General features: G+C 36.0%; 29 protein-coding genes and 1 tRNA gene. 19 read left to right on the forward strand and 11 right to left on the reverse strand.

Annotation, left to right across the window (positions count from 1 at the left end):
- Positions 1-1,416 carry a 3-isopropylmalate dehydratase large subunit gene (gene leuC, locus C6988_RS04625; RefSeq protein WP_182133890.1) on the forward strand — a complete coding sequence of 472 codons (1,416 nt, stop codon included), beginning with the start codon at positions 1-3 and terminating at the stop codon, positions 1,414-1,416.
- Positions 1,413-1,997 carry a 3-isopropylmalate dehydratase small subunit gene (leuD, locus tag C6988_RS04630; RefSeq protein WP_182133891.1) on the forward strand — a complete coding sequence of 195 codons (585 nt, stop codon included), beginning with the start codon at positions 1,413-1,415 and terminating at the stop codon, positions 1,995-1,997. The genes leuC and leuD overlap by 4 nt, the downstream gene beginning before the upstream one ends.
- Here the strand turns inward: leuD and C6988_RS04635 are convergent.
- The 5 genes from C6988_RS04635 to C6988_RS04655 are packed head-to-tail and all read right to left on the reverse strand — an operon-like array spanning position 1,975 to position 4,618.
- Positions 1,975-2,700 (reverse strand): nucleotidyltransferase family protein, encoded by a 726-nt coding sequence (locus tag C6988_RS04635; RefSeq protein ID WP_182133892.1) that lies wholly within the window; start codon positions 2,698-2,700, stop codon positions 1,975-1,977. The two genes, leuD and C6988_RS04635, sit on opposite strands and share 23 nt — an antisense overlap.
- Positions 2,701-2,702: 2 nt before the next feature.
- A complete protein-coding gene (rpsI, locus tag C6988_RS04640; protein WP_182133893.1) occupies positions 2,703-3,152 on the reverse strand; it encodes a 30S ribosomal protein S9 in 450 nt (149 codons plus the stop codon).
- A complete protein-coding gene (locus tag C6988_RS04645; RefSeq protein ID WP_182133894.1) occupies positions 3,149-3,604 on the reverse strand; it encodes a 50S ribosomal protein L13 in 456 nt (151 codons plus the stop codon). Before C6988_RS04645 ends, rpsI begins: the two co-directional genes overlap by 4 nt.
- Entirely contained in the window at positions 3,597-3,944 is a 348-nt protein-coding gene (locus C6988_RS04650) for a 50S ribosomal protein L18e (RefSeq protein ID WP_182133895.1), read from the reverse strand. The genes C6988_RS04645 and C6988_RS04650 overlap by 8 nt, the downstream gene beginning before the upstream one ends.
- 47 nt (positions 3,945-3,991) lie before the next feature.
- Complete coding sequence (locus C6988_RS04655; protein ID WP_182133896.1) at positions 3,992-4,618, reverse strand: DNA-directed RNA polymerase subunit D; 627 nt, start codon at positions 4,616-4,618, stop codon at positions 3,992-3,994.
- Positions 4,619-4,705: 87 nt separating this feature from the next.
- On the opposite strand from C6988_RS04655, the gene C6988_RS04660 reads away from it, so the two are divergent.
- Genes C6988_RS04660 through C6988_RS04700 form a run of 9 tightly spaced genes read left to right on the forward strand, consistent with a single transcriptional unit; the run spans position 4,706 to position 10,005 of the window.
- Positions 4,706-5,392: a ribosome assembly factor SBDS gene (locus C6988_RS04660; RefSeq protein ID WP_182133897.1), complete on the forward strand. Its 687-nt coding sequence runs from the start codon at positions 4,706-4,708 to the stop codon at positions 5,390-5,392.
- Complete coding sequence (gene rrp4 / locus C6988_RS04665; protein ID WP_182133898.1) at positions 5,392-6,072, forward strand: exosome complex RNA-binding protein Rrp4; 681 nt, start codon at positions 5,392-5,394, stop codon at positions 6,070-6,072. The genes C6988_RS04660 and rrp4 overlap by 1 nt, the downstream gene beginning before the upstream one ends.
- Before the next feature lie 2 nt (positions 6,073-6,074).
- Complete coding sequence (gene rrp41, locus C6988_RS04670; RefSeq protein WP_182133899.1) at positions 6,075-6,809, forward strand: exosome complex exonuclease Rrp41; 735 nt, start codon at positions 6,075-6,077, stop codon at positions 6,807-6,809.
- Positions 6,809-7,627 carry an exosome complex protein Rrp42 gene (gene rrp42, locus C6988_RS04675; protein ID WP_182133900.1) on the forward strand — a complete coding sequence of 273 codons (819 nt, stop codon included), beginning with the start codon at positions 6,809-6,811 and terminating at the stop codon, positions 7,625-7,627. Before rrp41 ends, rrp42 begins: the two co-directional genes overlap by 1 nt.
- Before the next feature lies 1 nt (position 7,628).
- Positions 7,629-7,838 (forward strand): eL43 family ribosomal protein, encoded by a 210-nt coding sequence (locus C6988_RS04680; protein ID WP_182133901.1) that lies wholly within the window; start codon positions 7,629-7,631, stop codon positions 7,836-7,838.
- Positions 7,825-8,067: a KEOPS complex subunit Pcc1 gene (locus C6988_RS04685; RefSeq protein ID WP_182133902.1), complete on the forward strand. Its 243-nt coding sequence runs from the start codon at positions 7,825-7,827 to the stop codon at positions 8,065-8,067. The genes C6988_RS04680 and C6988_RS04685 overlap by 14 nt, the downstream gene beginning before the upstream one ends.
- Before the next feature lie 25 nt (positions 8,068-8,092).
- The gene (locus C6988_RS04690; protein WP_182133903.1) at positions 8,093-8,494 is read left to right on the forward strand and encodes a prefoldin subunit beta; all 402 of its coding nucleotides are present in this window, start codon (positions 8,093-8,095) and stop codon (positions 8,492-8,494) included.
- Between the two features lie 30 nt (positions 8,495-8,524).
- Positions 8,525-9,211, forward strand: coding sequence for an ERCC4 domain-containing protein (locus C6988_RS04695; RefSeq protein WP_182133904.1), 687 nt, complete (start codon positions 8,525-8,527; stop codon positions 9,209-9,211).
- Between the two features lie 35 nt (positions 9,212-9,246).
- Complete coding sequence (locus C6988_RS04700) at positions 9,247-10,005, forward strand: sulfurtransferase (RefSeq protein ID WP_182133905.1); 759 nt, start codon at positions 9,247-9,249, stop codon at positions 10,003-10,005.
- Here C6988_RS04700 and C6988_RS04705 read toward each other — a convergent pair.
- Both C6988_RS04705 and C6988_RS04710 read right to left on the reverse strand, forming a co-directional pair.
- A complete protein-coding gene (locus C6988_RS04705; protein WP_182133906.1) occupies positions 9,964-10,470 on the reverse strand; it encodes an NOB1 family endonuclease in 507 nt (168 codons plus the stop codon). The two genes, C6988_RS04700 and C6988_RS04705, sit on opposite strands and share 42 nt — an antisense overlap.
- Positions 10,460-11,296, reverse strand: a complete 837-nt coding sequence (locus C6988_RS04710) for an NAD(+)/NADH kinase (protein ID WP_342752364.1) — start codon at positions 11,294-11,296, stop codon at positions 10,460-10,462. The genes C6988_RS04705 and C6988_RS04710 overlap by 11 nt, the downstream gene beginning before the upstream one ends.
- Positions 11,297-11,372: 76 nt before the next feature.
- On the opposite strand from C6988_RS04710, the gene C6988_RS04715 reads away from it, so the two are divergent.
- From C6988_RS04715 to C6988_RS04730, 4 genes are all read left to right on the forward strand, one after another.
- Positions 11,373-12,218 (forward strand): sulfurtransferase, encoded by an 846-nt coding sequence (locus C6988_RS04715; RefSeq protein WP_182133908.1) that lies wholly within the window; start codon positions 11,373-11,375, stop codon positions 12,216-12,218.
- Positions 12,196-12,531 (forward strand): hypothetical protein, encoded by a 336-nt coding sequence (locus C6988_RS04720; RefSeq protein WP_255464234.1) that lies wholly within the window; start codon positions 12,196-12,198, stop codon positions 12,529-12,531. Before C6988_RS04715 ends, C6988_RS04720 begins: the two co-directional genes overlap by 23 nt.
- A 37-nt stretch (positions 12,532-12,568) precedes the next feature.
- Positions 12,569-13,537, forward strand: a complete 969-nt coding sequence (locus tag C6988_RS04725) for a 4Fe-4S dicluster domain-containing protein (RefSeq protein ID WP_182133909.1) — start codon at positions 12,569-12,571, stop codon at positions 13,535-13,537.
- A 66-nt stretch (positions 13,538-13,603) separates the two neighbouring features.
- Entirely contained in the window at positions 13,604-15,625 is a 2,022-nt protein-coding gene (locus C6988_RS04730; RefSeq protein WP_182133910.1) for a cellulose synthase family protein, read from the forward strand.
- On the opposite strand, the gene C6988_RS04735 is transcribed toward C6988_RS04730, so the two are convergent.
- Complete coding sequence (locus tag C6988_RS04735) at positions 15,622-17,097, reverse strand: coiled-coil domain-containing protein (RefSeq protein ID WP_182133911.1); 1,476 nt, start codon at positions 17,095-17,097, stop codon at positions 15,622-15,624. The two genes, C6988_RS04730 and C6988_RS04735, sit on opposite strands and share 4 nt — an antisense overlap.
- Positions 17,098-17,486: 389 nt before the next feature.
- Here C6988_RS04735 and C6988_RS04740 point away from each other — a divergent pair, with 389 nt between their 5' ends.
- Positions 17,487-18,803, forward strand: a complete 1,317-nt coding sequence (locus C6988_RS04740; protein ID WP_182133912.1) for a cation:proton antiporter — start codon at positions 17,487-17,489, stop codon at positions 18,801-18,803.
- Between the two features lie 2 nt (positions 18,804-18,805).
- Complete coding sequence (locus C6988_RS04745; protein WP_182133913.1) at positions 18,806-19,240, forward strand: hypothetical protein; 435 nt, start codon at positions 18,806-18,808, stop codon at positions 19,238-19,240.
- 1 nt (position 19,241) lies between these two features.
- Here the strand turns inward: C6988_RS04745 and C6988_RS04750 are convergent.
- Positions 19,242-19,315 (reverse strand) — tRNA-Gly (locus tag C6988_RS04750).
- 104 nt (positions 19,316-19,419) lie between these two features.
- Between C6988_RS04750 and C6988_RS04755 the strand changes: the two genes are divergently transcribed.
- Positions 19,420-19,668 (forward strand): hypothetical protein, encoded by a 249-nt coding sequence (locus C6988_RS04755; RefSeq protein WP_182133914.1) that lies wholly within the window; start codon positions 19,420-19,422, stop codon positions 19,666-19,668.
- 5 nt (positions 19,669-19,673) lie between these two features.
- On the opposite strand, the gene C6988_RS04760 is transcribed toward C6988_RS04755, so the two are convergent.
- Positions 19,674-20,168, reverse strand: a complete 495-nt coding sequence (locus tag C6988_RS04760) for a 50S ribosomal protein L16 (protein WP_182133933.1) — start codon at positions 20,166-20,168, stop codon at positions 19,674-19,676.
- 96 nt (positions 20,169-20,264) lie between these two features.
- On the opposite strand from C6988_RS04760, the gene endA reads away from it, so the two are divergent.
- Complete coding sequence (gene endA, locus C6988_RS04765) at positions 20,265-20,849, forward strand: tRNA-intron lyase (RefSeq protein ID WP_255464239.1); 585 nt, start codon at positions 20,265-20,267, stop codon at positions 20,847-20,849.
- Here endA and C6988_RS04770 read toward each other — a convergent pair.
- Positions 20,846-21,535, reverse strand: coding sequence for a phospholipase D-like domain-containing protein (locus tag C6988_RS04770; RefSeq protein ID WP_255464240.1), 690 nt, complete (start codon positions 21,533-21,535; stop codon positions 20,846-20,848). The two genes, endA and C6988_RS04770, sit on opposite strands and share 4 nt — an antisense overlap.
- Positions 21,536-21,539: the final 4 nt, after the last annotated feature.

The raw sequence follows: 21,539 nt of genomic DNA on the forward strand, positions 1-21,539 counted from the left end.
ATGGCACAGACATTATTTGAAAAAATCTGGGATTCTCACATTGTTGTGAAAAAAGATTCTGGTCCAACTCTGATTTACATAGACAGACACATGATTCATGAGGTGACATCGCCTCAAGCCTTTGATGGTTTACGAATGAATAATCGAAAGGTTCGAAGACCTGATCTTACCATAGCTACAATGGATCATAATGTTCCAACAAACAACCGCTCTCTTCCAATAGTTGATCAGACATCATCAATTCAGATCAAAACTTTGGAAAAAAACTGCAAAGACTTTGGAATTCATCTCTTTGATATTAACAGTCCAGAACAAGGGATTGTACATGTAATTGGCCCTCAGTTGGGAATCACACTGCCTGGTACTACAATTGTTTGTGGCGATAGTCATACATCCACACAGGGTGCATTTGGAGCACTAGCATTTGGTATAGGCACCAGCGAAGTAGAACATGTTTTTGCCTCTCAAACTTTATGGCTAGAAAAACCAAAACCATTTGAGATCACAGTAAGGGGAAAAAGAAAAAACCCATTTGCTGTAACTGCAAAAGACATCATTCTTTCAATCATTAAAAACATTGGAACTGGTGGTGGCACTGGAACTGTGATAGAGTATCGGGGAGAAGGGATCGAAGACTTGTCAATGGAGCAAAGAATGACTGTTTGTAATATGTCAATTGAGGCAGGTGCCCGTGCGGGATTAATTGCACCAGATGAGAAGACATTTGATTATTTGAGGGGAAGAAAATACACTCCAAAAAATTATGAAGAGTTAGTTGATGATTGGAGAGAAAACCTCAAGACTGATACTAATGCAAAATTTGCAAAAAGTTTCACACTAAACATTGATGATATTGCTCCTCAAGTAAGCTGGGGAACAAACCCGGGAATGACGTGTGATGTAACTGAGAATGTTCCAGATCCAGAAGAGTTTGCAAAAGGAGATTCCAATCAAGAAAGGGGTGCGCAAAAAGCACTAGAATACATGGATTTGGAAGCTGGAACTCCAATAACTGATATCAAAATTGATAGGGTCTTTATCGGTTCATGTACAAATGCCCGACTAGAGGATCTGATTGAGGCATCAAAAGTAGTAAAGGGACAAAAGGTCTCACCAAATGTAAGGGCAATGGTTGTCCCAGGTTCCCAAATGGTAAAAATCCAAGCAGAGAAGATGGGATTAGATAAGATCTTCATTGATGCAAATTTTGAATGGCGAGAGTCAGGATGTAGCATGTGTCTTGGAATGAATCCTGATATTTTATCACCGGGTGAAAGATGCGCTAGTACTTCTAATCGAAACTTTGAAGGCAGACAAGGTGTTGGCGGAAGAACCCATCTTGTTAGTCCTGTAATGGCCGCAGCTGCAGCAATTTCTGGCCATTTTGTAGATGTTAGGAAACTAGATCTGAAATGAAACCATTTGAAAAGATTTCAAGCATTGTAACTCCTCTTGACAAAGTAAATGTCGATACTGATCAAATTATTCCAAAACAATTTCTCAAGTTGGTTCAAAAAACTGGGTTTGGAAAATACGTCTTTTACAACTGGAGATTCTCACAGGGTGAAAAACCAATTGACACTTTTGTGTTAAATGAGAAAAAATACCAGGGCTCAAAAATTTTAGTTGCTGGAGATAACTTTGGTTGTGGTTCAAGCAGGGAACACGCAGTATGGGCTTTGCAGGATTATGGTTTTTCTGTAATTATAGCCCCTTCATTTGCTGATATTTTTTACAGCAACTGTTTCAAGAATGGAATTTTACCAATTCAATTAGAGCAAAAAATTGTTGAACAATTAATGAATGAGACATCTCCGATTCAAGTTGATCTTCAAAATCAATTAATCATAACAAATTCTGAAAAGATATCATTTGATATTGATTCCTACAAGAAAAAGATACTCTTAGAAGGATTAGACGATATTGCATTAACCCTTCAATACGAGGATAAAATATCTGAATATGAGAAAAACTCTAAACTTTCATCTGTTTTATAATGCTGTTAATCATCTTTTGATTTCTTTCAACAAATACTGGTGACTCAACATCTGCCCACAAACAATTTCCAATATCAAAAGAGCTAGCCTTTCCATCTCTAGATAATTCCTGTAAAATATCAAATGAAAGATTAACATCCTTTTTCTTTGATTTTTCTTTAATCTTCCTTAGAATTGATTTTGAGATAATATAGACTCCAAGACACTCTGACATCTGAAGATTCATCATTGGCTTTTCTACAAATTCTTGTATAATCCCGTCTTCTACTTTGGCAAATCCTGTCTCTTCTTTTCTACTGCTTCTTGTAGCAATGCATGCAAGACTCTTTTTTCTCTTAAACTGCTCCCACATCTCTTTGAGATTTATTGCACAAAGATTGTCTACAAACCACAAAATGAATTCTGATTCCTTTATCTTTGATGATACATGCAGCAAGTCTCCTCCTGTTCCTGATTGGGAGTCCTGAACAAACGATAATTTTGAGCGAGTCTTTAGCTCTCCCAAATAATTTTGAACCTGTCCTCCTAATCCGTTATAATCTGAAACTATGATTATCTCACTGATGAATTTGTGTGAATCAAGATATTTCACAATATATTCAATCAGGGGTTTTGCATTAATTGGCGTCATTGCCTTTGGGAAATAATCTGTATAGGGTTTTCCCCTTGTACCTTTGCCACCAGCTAAAATTACTACTTTCACTTCTAACGATAAGATTTTTGTTTTCTTCTTCTAGCGCCAGGTCCACCAAACTTCTTTGGTTCCTTCATTCTGGCATCTCCACTAATTAGATACTTGTCAAAATCTGCAATTCGTTTTCTAAGATCTTCACGAGTTGATTTTGGAAGTGGATGATCTTTTGGTTCTTTCTTTGATTTTGTCCATCCAATTAACGCTCTTGAAATTCCTGTTGCAGTTGCACTTGCTTGACCCATGAATCCTCCGCCTCTAACTCTGACTGAAATGTCAACCTTTTTTCTCAAATCTCCTGCAATCTCTAATGGTGCAAGAATAGCTTCTCTTGCTGTCTCTTGTGGAATCATTTCCACTGGAATGTTGTTGACTCTAACTCGTCCCACGCCTTTTGTGATGTGGACATGAGCACTGGATGTCTTTCTAGTTGCAAAATAAATTTCAGTTTTTGGTACGGTCATTCAGTCCACCCAATAGTTCTTCCGAGATTTGCCATAGTTGTATAGTTTGCTGATGCTCTTGTAATCATTGCTTTTTCAAATTTTATCTTCTCAAATGAGCCTAGTTCCTTTGGAGTTCCAATGTATGTTCTTAATCTCTTGTGAGCTTCTAATCCTGAAGTCTTTTTTCTTGGGAGCATTCCCCTGATCATTCTTGTAAGTATTGTATCTGGACGCCTAGGATGATATGGACCATGTTTTGGATTTATGATACTTGCAATCTTTAAAAAATCTCGATATTCTTTGATGATGTTACTTCTACTACCGCTGATCATGATATTTTCACAATTTACAATTGATACCCTGTTTCCCTGCAATAGAAGCTTTGCAACATTTGATGCTAATCTTCCAGCAATGTGATTAGTTGCATCCACTACGATTGGTCTGTCTGTCTTTACTACTTGATCAGCCAAGCATGGTCACTCCTTTTCCAGTTGGATATTGCTTTATCATGTTTTCAAAATTAAGGATTTTTCCGCCAGACTCTAGAATCTTTGTTGCTGCGGCATTTGATATTGAAAATGAGCAAAGTGTGATTTTATGAGACATGTTTCCAGTTCCTAATACCTTTCCTGGAACTACTACAACATCATTGTCTTTGGTTAATTTATCGATCTTATTGACATTGATGTTTCTTCTTGCAACAGTTGGTTTTAGGGCCAATTCAGCTAATTTCTTCCAAATTGGGGCCTCGTGTTCTACTGAAGCCTTTTTGAGCTCTTTAGCCATTTGACGTACAACTATGTTTGACATGTGATAATGCGTTTTTCTGCCCAAATATAATAGATATGCTTGTTTTACTATGCTTTGAGTTGCTCAACTATGCCTTTGAACTCTGATAATCTGTGAGATAACTCCTCAACACCCGCAAGTACTATTTGTTCAGGTGCTAAGGCGCCAGTAGACTCTACTGTTAGGATTCTCTCATTTTCCTTGTTTGTCTCAATTAGCACTGATACATTTGAAGAGTTCCACTTTGCATGTTCAATTCCTCTTCCGAGTCGAGCATAAGCCTCAACCTTTATCTTTTGACCAGGAGCCAACGCTACAATTGGAATCTTATCGGAGATTGGTTTTACAAAATTATCTTCAGATGACATTTCCCCAGAAAGTACTGTTCTAGTCTCTGTTGAATCTCCTGAATCTAAAACTAACATTACTCTATTGGTAGAGTCATTTAGGTCAAGATCTGCCAAGTTTTTAAATTCATTCAAGTCGGTTTTTAATGGAATTAGTCCTAGTCTGTGAGCAAGACCCTCATCAGCAAGAACTGAGGTGTTTTCAACAATGTCAACTGTATCTATGGCAAAAACTGGAACTCCATTTAGGCAAATACGTCTTAATGCATTTGCATATTGAAGAGGAACATCTGTAAGCTTGATTGATATCTTTTCTTTATCTTTACTAATTACTTCTAAAGAAGGCAAATCTTACTCAAAAACTTCAAAGTCCAAATAAAAATCTAGCTAGTTTTATGTATAGATAAATACCGACTATGCATATTCAGATACACGATGGTAGACGTAACTGTTGTAAGGTACTCATTTGAGGGCGAAAAGTTTGAAATTCTGGTGAAGCCGGATCCTGCCCTAGATTTTAAGCTTGGAAAAAAGAAGGATATCTCATCGGTATTGGTTTCTGATGAAATTTACACTGATTCTGGAAAAGGCACAAAACCCTCCACTGAAAAATTACTCAAAGCTTTCAAAACTGAAGATGCTGCGATAATAGCCGAAAAAATCCTCACAAAAGGAGAACTAAACCTTACCACTGATCAGCGCAGAAAGATGATTGAAGAAAAACGCAAACAAATTGTTGAGCATATTGCAAAAACATACGTTGATCCTCGCTCACATCTTCCTCATCCTCCACTTAGAATAGAACAAGCAATGAAGGATGCAAGAATCTCAATAGATCCTCAAAAAAATTCTGATGAGCAGATCAAAGATATTGTAGAAAAATTACGTAGTGTCATTCCATTAAAATCTGAAAATTTGAAATTAGAAATTATTGTCCCTGCTCAATATGCAGCTCAATCATATTCTGTCTTAAAGTCAGTTGGTAGTTTGAAAAAAGAAGATTGGCTTGCAAATGGCTCACTCAAAGCAATACTTGAAATACCGGCGGCAGCAAGGCCCAACGTGATAGATAGATTAGGCTCAATTACAAAGGGTACTGCTACAGTAGAGGTTCAATTATAATGGAAAATACAAAGCGAAAATACGTTATTCCTGGCGATGTAATCACTTCAGGACCATATCGACCAGATCAAAATGTTACACTTGAGGGAAAAAATATCGTAGCAACTACAATAGGAATTTCTGAAATCTATGATGACACTGTTAGGGTCATACCACTTACTGGAATGTATCTTCCAAAGATCAATGATCTAGTAATTGGCAAAGTAATTTCTCATACATCATTATCATGGGAGCTTGACATCAACTCCTGTTATGTGGGATTTTTACCAGCCCAGGATGTTTTTGGCAGAGACTTTTCTGCACATGCAGATGAATTAACTTCTAGACTTGACAAGGGTGATCTTGTTGCTGCTAGAATTGCAAATTTTGATAGAACCCGTGATCCATTAATTACAATTGCAGACAGAGAACTTGGAAAAATTGATTCGGGAGAACTGATTGCAATCTCTGCAAGCAAAGTCCCAAGGTTAATTGGAAAAAGAGGTACCATGATTCAAACAATAGAGATGGCTACTGGTGCTACTATTACAATTGGACAAAACGGTTGGGTTGTCGTAACCTGTGATGATCCCAATGGGTTATTAAAGGCCAAAAAAGCAATTCGAATGGTGGACGAACAAGCACATATTGCAAATCTCACTGATAAAGTGAAATCAATGCTAGAATCAAAAGGTGAATAATTATGGGTGGAAGAGATACTGAAGTAGTACTATTAGATGAAAATGGCATTCGTTGTGATGGAAGAAAGATTGACGAACCACGAAGAATTATGATAAAGGCTGGCGTTTTAAAAAATGCCAACGGTTCTGCTTACATTGAATTTGGAGATAACAAAATTTTGGCTGGTGTTTATGGACCAAGAGATGTACATCCAAAACACATGTCAAATACTGATACAGGAATTTTAAGATGCAGATATCACATGCAGCCATTCTCTGTCACTGAGAGAAAAAACCCCGCACCTTCCAGAAGAGAAATCGAAATTTCCAAAGTCATCAAAGAGGCACTAGAGCCCGCAGTTATGTTAGATAAATTCCCAAGAACTGCAGTTGATGTATTCATTGAAGTATTACAAGCTGATGGAGGTTCACGTTGTGCAGCATTAGATGCAGCATCTGTTGCATTAGCAGATGCAGGAATTCCTATGCGAGATATGGTTTCAGCATGTGCAGCTGGAAAGGTTGCTGATACTATAGTTTTAGATGTAAATAATGAAGAGGATCAAGCAGGTCAAGCAGATATGCCAGTAGGCTATATGCCAAATCTAGAAAAAATCACTCTTTTACAACTTGATGGTGTACTAACTCCAGAAGAATACAAAAAATGTGTTCAAACTGGAATTGATGGTTGCAAGCTAGTTTACGAAATTCAGAAAAAAGCTTTAACTGACAAATATTTTGCTGGGGGAAATGAATAATGGGACATGCTTCTATCATTGATGATCTAAAAAAGAAATCTATTTTGGAATTACTTGAACAAGGAAAAAGAATTGATGGACGTTCACTTGATGAAGTTCGACCACTAGATATCGAAATAGGAGCAATTCCAAAAGCAAACGGTTCTGCAAGAGTAAGATTAGGTGATACTGAAGTTATTTCTGGTGTAAAAATTCAACCTGATAGACCTTTTCCTGATATGGGAGATAAAGGAATTTTCATTTGTACTGCTGAAGTTTTACCAGTAGCACATCCCTCTGTTGAAACAGGTCCACCAAATGAAGATGTAATTGAACTTGCAAGAGTTGTAGATAGAGGAATCAGAGAAAGCCACATGATTGATTTGTCTCAACTAGTTATTGAGAAAGATAAATCTGTAGTTGGCGTATTTGCAGATAACAGTGTAATTGATTATGCCGGCAATCTCTTTGATGCATGCTCTTATGCAACAACTGCTGCATTACTGTCTAGTAAGACTCCGAAATGGGAGATGCAAAATGATTCACCAAAACTTGTAGAAGGGGCAGAATCTGATGTACCAATAACTACCATTCCAGTTTCAGTTACTATGGCTAAAATTGGTGATTATATCGTAGTAGACCCAAACGCTGATGAGTGGGATTGCATGGATGCTAGAATCACAATTACTACAGACTCTGATGGAAACATCTGTGCACTCCAAAAAGGAGGTCATGATGGATTTAGGCATGAGGAGCTCATTAAATGTGGAGAATTATCTGTCTCAATCGGTAAAAAAATAAGAGAAACTCTTAAACAAGCAAAACAAGGCAGACAATAAAATGGCCAAAAAGAAATCAATGAAAGGGTTAGGTGCTCGATATGGAATCAAGCCAAGAAAACAATACACCCAAGTTCACTTGATGCTTAAAGAAAAAAGAACCTGTCCTGACTGTGGTTCAAAAAAGCTCAGCAGAGAAGCCGTTGGCATCTGGAAATGCCAGAAATGTGGTTTTAAAATTGCTGGAACAGCATACGATGTCAAACTTTAATGCAAAAATTACTATCAATGCCAAAGAAAAAACAAAAGCAATCTTTGATGCAATATATATCGATAACAAGTTTTATCCTGAAAATCCTACAAAAACAGAAATGAAGTTAAATAAAGAAATTTCAATTCTTATAGAATCAGACCAACTCCCACATTTGCGTGCAAATCTTAACTCCACACTTAGATTGATTCAGGCAAGCTACAACACTATTGAATCGGTAAAGATATAAGAAAACATGGAATGTAGATGTTAAGATGTCTTCAGGTCAACAAATGCCTCCATGGTTACAAGAGCAATTAATGAAGATGCAACAATCTCAACAAAATTTACAATCAATCATGGCACAAAAACAACAATTAGACATGGAAATTGCTGAAACCGACAAGGCCCTAGAAGAATTAAAAAAAGTAAGTGATGATGACACTGTTTACAAACATGCAGGCTCAATTCTTATAAAATCAGTCAAAAAGGATTTGATTTCAGAACTAGAAGAGAAAAAAGAGCTTGCAAACACTAGAACTACTGTACTAGCTAAACAAAGAACTAGAATTGAAGAAAGTCTAAAAGAACAGGAAGCAAAGATTACTGAAATGATGAAGGGCGGTCAATCCGGTACAAAGCCTCAACCTTCAAGTAAACCTCAAGACTCCAAATAAGATATTAACAAATTAACCAAAACCAATTTTGTGAATCTATCCAATTTACGTATTGTAGTTGATGAACGAGAACGCAAAAGTGGCATTCCTGATCTGTTAAAACAAGTAGGAATCAACACTGAAATCAAAACCTTACCAATTGGTGATTATATTGTTGCACCAGAAACAGTTGTAGAGAGAAAAAGCCTCCATGATTTACTATCATCTGTCTTTGATGGTAGATTATTTGATCAATGCAGCCGACTAAAAGAGCATTTCCAGTTTCCAGTGATTCTCATGGAGGGAAATCTTGATGAGATTGATGAAATAACTGATAACCCATTGATATTTTATGGTGCAGTATCTAGTGTCGCACTAGATTTTAAAATTCCAATTATCCCTACTCCTAGTGCAACTCATACGGTGAAATTGCTAATCTCAATGTGTTCTCGAAAAGATGCAACAAAGGGACCATTTCTTAAAAAAATAAAAAAATCAAATGATACCCAGAGACAACAACTTTCTGCTTTGTGCAGCTTACCTGGTGTTGGAGAGAAACTTGCAATCAGAATGCTTGAAAAATTTGGAACTCCACTTAGAGTCTTTAATGCAACGACAGCAGATCTCTCAAAGGTTGAAGGATTGGGTGATTCAAGAGCAAAGAAGATTAAAAAAATGTTAGAAACTCAAAGTAATCATATCAAATCTTCAAATCAAAAAACCTTACACGACTCTTAACATAGTATTAAATAATTATCAAATTTTTTTATCGTGTGCTAGTTTCACCACAATGGCTAAAAGATCACATTGATGATTCTGAACTAATAATTCTTGATACCCGACCAAAAGTCTCTTTCATGTATGGTCATATACCGAACTCACAGTCATTGACAATCGAGCAGGTAATAAAATTTGATCAAAATGGTTCACACCTTGTTGCAGATGAAAAAAACATTGTAGAAATTTTTAGCTCATTAGGAGTTGATGAATCAAAAACAGTTGTACTGTGTGGAGAATATATGGATCCTTCTGTTGCAAGAATAGCTTGGACATTTCTATACTTTGGCCATGAAAAAACCAAAATTTTGGATCATGGAATTAACACTCTTCCACAATTTGGTATTGATCTTACAAGAAAGTCATACAATGTAACTCCTTCAAAATTTTCTTCAAAGGTAAATCATCATTTACAAATTGATGCCGATGACATCTTGACAAATTTGGAAAAGATTGTATTGTTGGATGCTAGATCACCTCAAGAATTCATGGGTGGACATTTGCCAAATGCCATATTGATTCCATTTACTGATGGGTTAGGAACAAACGGTAAGATGTTCTCTGATAAAGAAAATCTCGAAAAACTATTCCTAGAAAGAAAAATTCCAAAGGATAAAGAAATTATTTGTTATTGTATGCATGGACATAGGGCATCAAGCCTATTTTATCAATTAAGAATTGCCGGATATGAGAAAGTCAAAGTATATGATGGCTCATTCGTTGACTGGAATGGAAGGAGGCTTGCCCTTGATTAGCTTCCTCTTCAATGGATTGCCACACTGTGGACACTCTACTCCTTTCTGAAAACTCTTTTCACATCCTGAACAATAATGAATCCATTTTCCCACATCTTTTATTCCAGAAGTCATAATTGGGGAAACCTTCACCCCAAGATTTTCAGAAACATTTGAAATTGCATAATCATCTGTGATTAGCTCTCCTTTCAATTCATAACATAATGCTAGAACCGAGATGTCTTGTTTAGATAACTGCTGAAGATCTCCTGTTTCTTTTGCTTTTTTTAGAATAAAGTCTAATGTATTTTTTTCAGGATCTCTAATCTGTAATCTACCTGTCTCTAACAGAGTTCCTAAAGCATCTTGATTTTGTTTTATGTGTTTAATTTCATCATACACCAATGTAGTGGTATGACATGCATCTAATGTGCCAAATGGAATGCCGGCGTAAAACGCGCTGGCGTCTACAATTTTAAAATCCAAGTTTACTCATTTGCCTTAATCCACGCTTTTTTAGTCTAACAAAGACTGCGTGTTTATTATACTTTTTAATGGTTATTGGTTCACCAAAACCTGCAGATTTTACAACTTGTGCATCCATTACAACATTGCAATCATGAGAACAAATAATCTCTACCTTTTCATCTGGAACTACAATTGATTCTAGTCTGTACACTGGAGCAACAGGTGTGATGATTAGTACATCAAGGCTTTCATGTAGAATTGGCCCTCCAAGTGAAAACGAATGTCCAGTTGATCCACTGGGTGTTGCAATTATTACTCCATCCATCTTCTGTTTTACGGTGTCGTTTTGGAATTTTATCTCAAATTCTGCAGTCTTGGTCAAGTTTGTTCTATTAATGTAAATCTCATTTAGAGCTGGTGGAAAGTCCTTTCCAGCACAGGAAGCAACTACTCTGGTTCTTTTTTCTAGAATTATCTTTCCTGCAAGCATCTGGTTTATTGCAGTGTCTAATTCATCAATCGTAATCTCTGACAGAATGCCCCTATTCCCACCTACATTAATGGTCAAAACAGGAACTTCGTTTCGTAGTTGTCTAAAGGCCCTCAACGTAGTTCCGTCTCCGCCTAATGTTACAACAAGGTCGAGTTTCTCTTTTTTTAACTCCTCTATGGTGTCCACTTGTTTAGTACCTTCTAGTTTTACTGGCGCAATAGTAAACACTGTTGATTTTTTTGAAAGGAATTTTTTTGATACCTTGGTTGCAGCATCTTCAGACTCCTTTGAGCCGAATTTACTAACAACTGCAACTTTGTTTAATTTCAACCATGTGTGTATCATTTGCATTTACTTAAAAATGATAGTTTTGGGATTCTAAATTGGGAAAAACAATTAATTAAGCAGATTTTCAATTAAACTAGATATGAGTTACGCACATCCTGAAGTTTTAGTTGATACAGAATGGGTATCAAATAATCCTCCAAATGAAAAACGACGTTTAGTTGAAGTTGATTATGATCCTGAAAATGGATATAGAAAGGGTCACATTAAAGGTGCAAGCTTAATTTGGTGGAAGAGAGACATCAATGATCCTCTTACTAGAGATATTATCGATAAGAAAAAATTTGAAGAATTAATGTCAAAAAATGGAATCACTCCCGACTCTGAAGTCATTCTTTATGGTGATTTTAATAATTGGTTTGCAGCTTTTGTGTTTTGGGTATTCAAGTATTATGGACATGAGAATATCAAAATTATGAATGGCGGACGCAAAAAATGGGAATTAGAAAATAAGCAATACACTACTGAAGAACCACAAATTACTAACACAAAATACACTGCTAGTCCCCCTGATGAAGGCTTGCGTGCATACCTGTATGATGTTCGACGCGCACTTGACAGACATGACACTGTAATGGTTGATGTTCGTTCTCCAAAGGAGTTTACAGGTGAGATTACTGCTCCTCCAGAATACCCAATGGAGCATGCACAGCGTGGTGGACATATTCCTAGAGCAAATAACATACCATGGGCAACTGCAGTTAATGATGCAGATGGGACATTCAAATCTGTAGCAGAGCTAAAACAAAACTATGAACCAAAAGGTGTTACTTCAGATAAAGACGTAATTTGTTATTGTAGAATTGGCGAGCGTTCCTCACATTCTTGGTTTGTCTTAAAGTATCTGCTAGGTTATCCTAGAGTTAGAAACTATGATGGTTCATGGACTGAATGGGGTAACATGATTGGAAACCCAGTCGAAAAATAATTCTGGGCTGGACTTACCTATTTTAAAAAAAGGTAGTTTCTATTACATTAAAGAGAGCAAACTTGATCTGGTCTTAGAGGACAGAACAAAAAGAGGCCTTACCATCAAAGAGCACTCTATTGATGAAAAGCTAAACGTAGAATCTGACAAGGGAATGATCCATGATATGGATGGAATAGGCCATTGGGTTGTAATCAGGTGGTTTTTCCCAAAGAACTCATTTGATCTATCTGCTGTTTTGGTTCATGCAGAAACAATGGAAAAAAAATACACAGAATTACGCGAATTAACATGTCCGGATGACGGGGACTAGATAAGGTTTTTAAACAATTCGTAGTTAGAGAAATCAAATGTCATTATTGCTTAAGGATCGCGTTTACACAATGGAGTCGCCCACTGCGAAACGTGGTGTATATCCTTTACATGGTTACAAATTAGGTTTGTATAGATTACCAATTAAACTCGAAGATCCTGCCGAAATAAAGTCTGTTCATGATGGCATGAAAAAAACCTTTGAGATGGATACCTATGCTGACAGAATCTATGCTACATACAAATGGAAAGAACAAAACATGGAGGATTCAGATGCAGCAGGTTACGAAGAAGTTGAGCTAAGTGTTACAGTCGAAGTTGTGACAGGAGAAGTTGTAGATATTATTTATCAAATATTCCCAATTGAAAAATTCGGAGACCCACAATGGGTTAAAGATTACAGAAAGAAGGCAGATCATTTTGCAAAGATGATGATTGATACTATTCTTAGAAATACAATTCTTGCCGACAAAATGATTGAATCAATGTCAAAGTCTGAAAAGATTTCACTTGCAGCTGCAATGGAAAAACTAGAAGATATGACTCCTCTTGCAAAAATTGTTCCAAACGGAAAACCAAAACCAAAGGTTGCTGCACCAGAAGGACAAACACAAACTGCATCTGTAGAAGAGGAAGTTGTTGAAATTCCAGATGGTGCAAAACCAGGACCGATTGATGTTGAATACAAATCACATATGCCAGCTTCAGCACCATTCAAGGTAGAAGCAACAGGTCATACAATCAAAACTTGGGGAAGAAAAGGAACTGACAATGGTATCATGGGTGTTTGGGGAGAATTTGTCTCAGTTGATTATGATATTTGCATTGCAGATGGAGCATGCATTGATGCATGTCCTGTTCAAGTCTATGAATGGTTTGATTTTCCTGGAAATCCAGCATCTGAGAAAAAACCATTAATGTCAAAAGAACCTGATTGTATCTTTTGTCTTGCATGTGAAGGAGTTTGCCCTCCAAAAGCAATCAAGATCTTCGAAAACAAAGGTTAATCTTTAATTTCTCACATACCCTTTCTTGCAAATATAAATACGGATGTGGGCATTGCCCATTTAGGGATGGGCGCTAATCCTTTTACTCAATTAGTCTTTGATCTCTTCATCATTGCCGCCATTCTAATTACTGCTTACACAGCCAATTTCTATTATCTTGCATTTCTCTCATCAAAGCGAAAAGATGCGCTTGGCGTAATTGAAACTGACGAACCCACAATTACAGTTCAACTTCCAATCTATAATGAAAAGTATGTTGCTGCTCGTTTAGTTAACGCAGTATGTGCAATGGATTATCCAAAAGAAAAAATGCGAATTATGGTTCTTGATGATTCTGATGACGATACCGTTGAACTCTTAGAAAATTTAGTTGAAGAGCGAAAAAAAGAAGGATTTCAAATAGAACATGTCAGACGAGGAACTAGAAGTGGCTACAAAGCAGGTGCCCTAAAACATGCTATGAAATCCACTAATACAGAACTTGTGGCAATATTTGACGCTGACTTTATTCCTCCAAGCTGGTTCCTCAAAAAAGCAATACCTCATTTTGTAACTTCTAACATTGGATTAATTCAATGCCGTTGGGGACACGTAAATGAAAATTATTCTGCCATCACCCAAGCTCAAGCACTTAGTTTGGACTTTCACTTTTTAATAGAACAAAAAGCAAAGAGTAACTCTCATCTTTTTATGAATTTTAATGGAACCGCCGGAATTTGGAGAAGAGAATGTATTGAGGACGCTGGTGGATGGCATACTGCTACCCTTGTTGAAGATCTTGACTTGAGCTATAGGGCACAAATGAAAGGATGGAAATGCCTCTTCTTACCTGACATTGTAGTTGATGCAGAGCTTCCAGTCCAGATGAATGCTGCAAAGAGGCAACAGTTTAGATGGGCAAAAGGCTCAATTCAATGTGCAATAAAATTACTCGGAGAAATTGCATTAAAAAGAAAGATTGCAGTTGAAGCAAAAATTCAAGCCTTTATTCAATTAACTCGACACATTGTTTTTCCACTAATGCTTGTTCAGTTTCTATCTTTGCCTGTATTGCTTGCAGCAAACATGAATCTGTATGTTGTCAGCTTTCTTCCCGCATTAACAATTGCAGCATATTTTGCAATGGGTCCTGGCGCATATCTTATTGTAATTCAGAAACTCTATCATGAATCTTGGAAATCAAAAGCAAAGGTTCTGCCTTCTTTACTTCTTTACAGCGCCGGAATGTCTGTAAATAATACGGTTGCAGTCTTTGATGCAGTATTGGGTAAGAAGAACGAATTCTTGCGAACTCCAAAATATGGTATTATAAAAAACACTGATGATTGGCGTGATAAAGCATACAATCTACCATTTACCAAAACCACTCTGCTTGAAATCTTCTTTGGCATATACGGCCTATTAGGAATCTTAATTTCGGTTTTTTCTAATAATCCTGTTTTTGCTCCAATAATAGGAATCCAAACATTGGGATTCTTCTATATTGCTTATCTGAGCCTCTCCCACTCAAGATTTAAAAGAATTAAATCAAGTTCCAATCACGTAGTAACAAAGGCAGAGAAGATGGCAAATTACGGATACAAACTTGCAATGATAGGAATTGTTGGAATAATCGTGTTTGGTGCCTTTATGGCTTTTGATGGATACGGAAAGGACGTATATCCATTGGATCTTTCAAGAGGTTATCTCAGTGAGATAAGCCGAGCTACTGAACCACAAGCAGTCATGGTAAATGTACTTGAAATAAAAGATCAACTTCCAAAAGAAGGAAACCCCGTCTGGATATTTGCAACTGCAGAAACTGATTTTGGACTCATGCAATCTTCGCTAGATAGTATGTATGCAACTGCAGAAAAAATATCTTCATCTCCTAGAGATAGTTCAGCATATCACACTGGTATGACAAGTATCAAACACAGTGCAATTGAATTACGTGAAAATATCATGAATGCAACTCCTTACATGTACGTTAGTGTTCAAAATATTATCTTTAGTACAATGTGGATTGCAGCAATTTTGGGAATCTTTGCTGTATTGAAAAGAAAGAACCAACAACTCAAGGCATACGATCTTGCTAATGATGTCTAGGTAGTTCCAAGCTCTTTTCTTAACTCGTCTACTCCCCTAATTCCAAAAATATCTCTGACCTGCTGCAGTCTAATTGATTCTTTTAGAAGGTCTTTACCCAGATTGTTTGATAGTATGTTAAAAACATCTGAAAATCTAATCTCCCATCTGTCTGCACAATCAAGAATCTTGCTAACTGCCCACTGTCTAACTTCGTGAGGAACTGGCATCTTTTCTTGTGATTCAATTGAAACCTTATCAAACAAATTCACTATCTCTGCAGTTTGAGATGCCATACTCTCAAGGTCTTTAATTTCTCCATATTTTGATTCAGAAGTCATCCTAATTGTTGATTGGTACTCTGATAGTTTTAGCAAAGCCATCATCTCTTTTGATGAATCACTAGATGCTTTGTTTGTTACATTCTTAATTCCTTGTAATTCCTGGAAGACCTTGTCCGTCTTTCTGTGAAACTCAGAACTGGCATCTTCTGATCTCTTGACCAAATCTGACAGTGTAGATATCTTTTGCTCTATCGTGTTGGTTTTGTTATACACATTATCCTTGAAATCAGAGAATTCACTCTGAACAGATTTTAGATTTTCACCCATAAATGCAGTTGCCTCGGATCTCTTTACTAGGGAGTTGATTTCACCCTCTAAATTCTGAATTTTACCGCTGAGATTCAGAAGTGATTCTGCCTTGGTTGATATTGCCTGAAATTGATTTTTCAGACCCTCAATTACTGTTCCCAAAGAATCTATCTTCTCTGCGCGGGTAGATATTGACTCAATCTGTTTTTGTATTTTTGTGATCTCAGCTTTAATCTGTGATGTAGAATCCATTTTTTCTGACATTTTTTGCAATTCTGATTTTAGATTTGAAATGTCAGTGCTCTGAATCTTACTTGTTTGCTCTGTAATTGTTTTTAATGTCTCTTTTAGTTTACTTAATTCTGCATTTATTGAAGATGCATTCTCTGTCTTTGCTGAAACTTTTCTTAGATCATCTCGAACTTCGTCCACTCTTTGCGCAATTTTGATTATCATTTGAGAATTATTCTTAATCGAATCCATGCTCTCTGAAACCTGTTGAGATAGTTTTGCAGACTCTGGAGATGATTTCTGAACATCCTCAATTTTTTTAAGCTCTTCTTGCAATCTATTTGTCTGATCGTTAATTTTTGAAATTATGTTGGAGTGATTTCTTACCTCACTTAATCCTGAAAATAACTTTTGAGTATCTTCTTCTAAAATGTTAATTTGCTTTGATTGTTTTTGCATATGTTCAATAGCTGTTGTTAATGTATCGATCATTCCTTTCATTGAGATAAGCACCTTTTGATTATCGGCAAAAATCTTTGTCATTGATTTAATTTCTTTTGATAATGTTTTTGTTGTATCTGACACGGTTGCAACTTTTTTTAATAGTGCAGCTTGTGTAGGCTCCTTTTTTGTAGTCTTTTTTGTTACTTTTGTTGTCTTTCCAGCCACTCCCTTCAGAGATTAAAGAATAGATAAAAAAGTTAGGATAAAAAGAAAAGAGATGAGAGCTAATTGTTTACTACTTCTGGCTCATGCAACAACTCGTGAAATGTCTTTTCAGCCAGACCATTCATGCTCTCTACAAAGTTTTTTGGACAGTATTCACATCTTATCATAAATTACGGTAATGTACCGTACTATTAATAAGATGGTGATTGTGTTCTTACCAAAGAGTAGTCAGATACCCCAGGTGTCTTTCATCATGATTCAGATCACCTAATCATCATTCTACAGATGTTTTTTACAATGCAAGAATAAAGACGTTAAACATTTGGCTCTTCATAAGATAGTCCGTTCTTCTGTTAGTCTTTTTAAAGTCAATAAAATACATCACATCATTGAGAGATTATTTTTTACAAACTGGAGCCGATGAAATCCAAGATTCTATCAGTCAAAGCTTTTCAAATATTATTGATCAAATTACTCCGGACCTAAGTCACACGAACTTTGTTACTGACTTGGCTATTATCATGATAATAGGCGCAGTAGTTACTTTAGCATTCTTCAAAATTAGGCAACCCCTAATCATTGGTTATCTCTTTGCAGGAATGCTCATTGGACCTCTTTCTCCATTGTGGGCTTGGCTACTTCCTGAAGTAGAACCTTCTAGTCATTTGGAGGGAATAGGCATACTTGCAGATATTTCCGCGTTGAATCTTTTTGCTGAGATTGGTGTAATCTTGTTACTATTTGTTATAGGTATAGAATTTCCATATGCAAAGATCAAATCTATTGGTAAAGTAGCAGTAGGGGTCGGAACGATTGGATTGTTTTCAACACTAGGGGTGGTATTTTTAACTGCAAATTCATTTGGCATGAATTTTATGGATTCATTGTTTTTGGGTGCTGCGTTATCAATTAGCAGTACTGCAGTAATTGTAAAGATTCTGACTGACATGGGCAAAATTAAGAGAGAATCATCAATTCTGGTTTTGGGTATATTGATTATCGAAGACGTCGTTGCCGTAATTTTGATTTCTACATTACAATCTATTGCACTAGTCGGAAGTGTTTCAATAGAAGGAATCGTGGTTGTGGTCTTAGTAGCAACTGGATTGATAGTTGGCACATTTACAATTGGTACGAGAATTATTCCTCAACTTATTGACAGAGTAGCAGCTGCAGAACATCGCGAAATTCTGCTTTTGAGTGTATTAGGACTCTGCTTTGGATACTCATTACTTGCCAATTTTGTGGGTCTATCTGTTGCAATAGGGGCATTTCTAGCAGGGGTTTTGGTAGCAGAATCAAAGTCTGCTGAAGTCTCCAAGATAATATCAAGTCCAATTAAAGACATGTTTGTAGCAATTTTCTTCATTTCTGTAGGTGCATTAATGGATGTTAGTCAAGTTGGAGATTACATTATTTTGGCTCTGGTGCTAATTTTGGTAGCAACTTTTATGAAATTTGGAGGAAATTTACTAGGGAATTTCATTTTCAGACAGAAAAGAAGAAAATCACTACGATCTGCTTTCACACTTGCTGCACCAAGAGGAGAATTCTCAATTGTAATTGTCAAAACTGGAGTTGACATAGGTGCAGTTAGCAGCTTTGTGTTTCCTCTAATTGGTTTAATTTCAATTATTACGGCGTTCATTTCGCCATTTTTAATAAAGGCTAGTGACAAGATAGTTCCAAAACTCAAGGAAGATTAGAAATGACACAAGATGAAATGAAAAAATTACTCGAGCAAGTACATGAAGGAATTACCACATTTGATTACAATGGCACAAAAATCCCATGTATCATACTGTCAGAAAAAAGATTTGATGAAATCATGCAAAAAGTTGCTGGAAAACCAATATCTGTTGATACTAATTTGAATATTTTACAAGATGGATTAGGACATGTCTTTGTTGAGGTCTTACTTACATTTTCAGATGGTGGAATCAACGAAAAGATATTGCTTAATGCAAATACTTCTTTAGAGTTTTTTGAATTATTGGCAAAGACGTCAATGCTTGCAATATCTTCACCGCATTCTGAGATTGGTAAAGATAATGTCTTTATGATTCAGTTGCCAAGGCCTGAAAAAGCCACAAACGCATTAGAGATAATAAAACGTGGTATAGAATCATCTAATTCAAATTAGATGCAGTTGCCGGGATTCGAACCCGGGTCACGAACTTGGCAAGCTCGAATATTAACCAAACTGTACTACAACTGCTCAATCGATGTTTTCGAGTTTCTCTATTAAAGGGTACTGATTATTGCGATTATTTTTATCCTAAATGAGTAAAGTACTGTATGGATAAAATATTGGAAAATAAGATGAATGAAAAAATTAATGAAGTTTTTTTAAATTCATCTGAAATATCATCCATTGTAAATTTGCTTGATAAATTATCATCTAATCGTGATTCATTTGCATATGGAATTTTCATTGGAAGATTGTACAATTCATTTTATTATCAGTGTAGGAGAATTTTAAAACGAAATCCTACAGAAGAGGAATTTTCCGAATTCGTTGAGATGTTAAAATCAAGAGAGAAAGAATTTTTGAAACTGGTTTTTCCCTGATGTTATTATTTCAATGGAATGACTTTGATTGTTGGGGTGCCTGGTAATTTTACACATGCACTCTTGAGTGCCTTTTTTGTGTGTTCCAAATGCTCTTTTTTGACATGTGCTTCATAGATTACTTGACCTTGTTTGACTCTAGCTGCCAAACTAACTGCTTTTCCAAATGCTCTTCTCATTCCTTCTTGAAGTCTATCTGCACCTGCTGTTGCAATCATCTTATTTTCTCGTAATAATATGTGCGGGTATACTCTTAATCTTGAATAATATCCTGTTTCACCTGTTACTTGTTCTATGGTCTTGTTTGCTGCAAGCCTTGTTGATTCTATTGCCATATGTCTGATCTGTATCTTTTCATTTACCAGTAACTGGACACAAAAATCATAATCTCCCATCTTGCCAGTTTGAAATTTTGCAATTTTTATCTGAGGTTTACCCTTGATGTACTTTTTTCTAGCGTAGGGCTGTCCGTTACTTTTTCTGTAATTTGCACCGTGCATATTCTCACTTATGACCAAGTGAGTTAGATGCCCATATTTTAACGGTTAGCCACGATTATTCGTAAATTTTGATTCTCATGGGATTCATATATTGTAATGCTAATCTCAAACATTATGGATAATGACTCGGAGCCAAATGTAGAGGGTATGTTAATTGACGATCAAACTTTGATTTCTGACTCTGCAATGCAACATGATTTAGAGCTAAAAGGATACGGAGATTTAACTGAAAAAAAATTTTTTCTCAAACCTTTTGAAGCACTTTATCTGTTGTATTCAAATAAACTTAAACTTCACAAAGGAAGTAAACTTGTAGACTTTGATACCTTGATGCAAATTTGTATAAAATTTGATGAGGACATTCTTACTAAATTCCTGATTTATCGAGATTTGAAGACTCGAGGTTATACTGTAAAAGATGGATTTGGATTTGGTTTTGATTTTCGAGTTTATGATAGGGGACATTTTGGCGAAAAAGGAGCAAAGTATTTGGTATTTGGTTTAAACGAAGGGAGGCAAGAAAAGATTGGTAAACTTCAACAAAAAGTCGAAGAGATTACGCAAATGGGAAAAGAACCCATCATTGCAGTAGTGGAGAAAAGAGGTGAAGTAATCTATTATAAAATTTCTAAAATAAACTTCCTTGAAAACAAAGAACGAGTTAGTATGAATTTTTCCTAATCTCTCTCAATTACCCAGTCTGATGAGAATTTTAACAAATTATTTTTTTCTGCGTAATTAAAATCATAGACTTCAACATATTTTGTTTTGTTTTCCCACAAATTTTCAAAATCTTTAATCTTTGTGTCTACTCGGCTTTTATCATTCCAGGAAGTAAATACATCCACTGATTCAAAATTTCTATTATCAAGACTAAATGATCTGTTTGATGTTCCACTAAATGCTACTACATCATCCTTATCATCAATAAATAATCCAATTCTTTCACTAAAAGAACCAACTACGTCATCCGAATTTGGTATGGCAATTTTTACTGCTACCTGATGATTCTTTACCATTTCTCTTACTTGACGAAATTTTGGATCTTCTGCTTGAAGATTTAAACCGGATGTAGGATCTGAAAAAATCTTTTTGATTATGGCAAGGTCTGAAACATTAAACCTATGTCCAGAAACAATTCTTAATTTTGCTTTATTCTTTGCAAAATTATCAAAACCCATTGATAATGTTGTGAGACCCTTTAGTGATACATACTCTATACATCTATCATATTCTATGCAATTACTCAGGCATGGAATGAAAAATTCCTTAATGATGTCATCTCTATCTGATCTGTATTCTTCCTTTAATGGAATATCTCTTAATCCCAATACTCCAACTAAGATGTGGTTTCTTTTAATAAACAATTAC

Origin of the sequence: Nitrosopumilus sp. b1, from assembly GCF_014078545.1 — an archaeon.
Lineage (GTDB): Archaea > Thermoproteota > Nitrososphaeria > Nitrososphaerales > Nitrosopumilaceae > PXYB01.